The organism is Robertmurraya sp. DFI.2.37, assembly GCF_029211245.1.
GTDB lineage: Bacteria > Bacillota > Bacilli > Bacillales > Cytobacillaceae > Robertmurraya > Robertmurraya methanolica_A.
Map to the genome: position 1 here is coordinate 1 of NZ_JARGEJ010000886.1, position 288 is coordinate 288.

The 288-nt window shown below is 39.2% G+C and carries 1 protein-coding gene and 1 pseudogene; both read left to right on the forward strand.

Going from position 1 to position 288, the window contains the following annotated elements; genetic code table 11:
* Positions 1-199, forward strand: a 199-nt coding sequence (locus tag PZE06_RS29015; protein ID WP_275792541.1) for a YbaB/EbfC family nucleoid-associated protein, incomplete at its 5' end; no start/stop codon positions are given.
* 11 nt (positions 200-210) lie between these two features.
* Positions 211-288 (forward strand): annotated as a pseudogene (locus PZE06_RS29020) (recombination protein RecR); the annotation flags it as partial.

Genomic DNA, 288 nt, shown 5'->3' on the forward strand with positions numbered 1-288 from the left:
GGTAACGGTTATTGTTACCGGACATAAGGAAGTTCTTGAAGTGAAAATTAATGAAGAGGTAGTCGATCCAGAAGATATCGAAATGCTGCACGATCTAGTATTAGCGGAAACAAATGAAGCTTTGAAAAAGGCCGATGAATTAACAAATCAAACAATGGGACAATTCACTAAAGGAATGAACCTTCCAGGAATGTTCTAGGAGGGTAAAATTTGGACTATCCTGAACCAATATCTAAGCTGATTGATAGCTTTATGAAATTGCCAGGTATCGGCCGAAACACAGCCGCT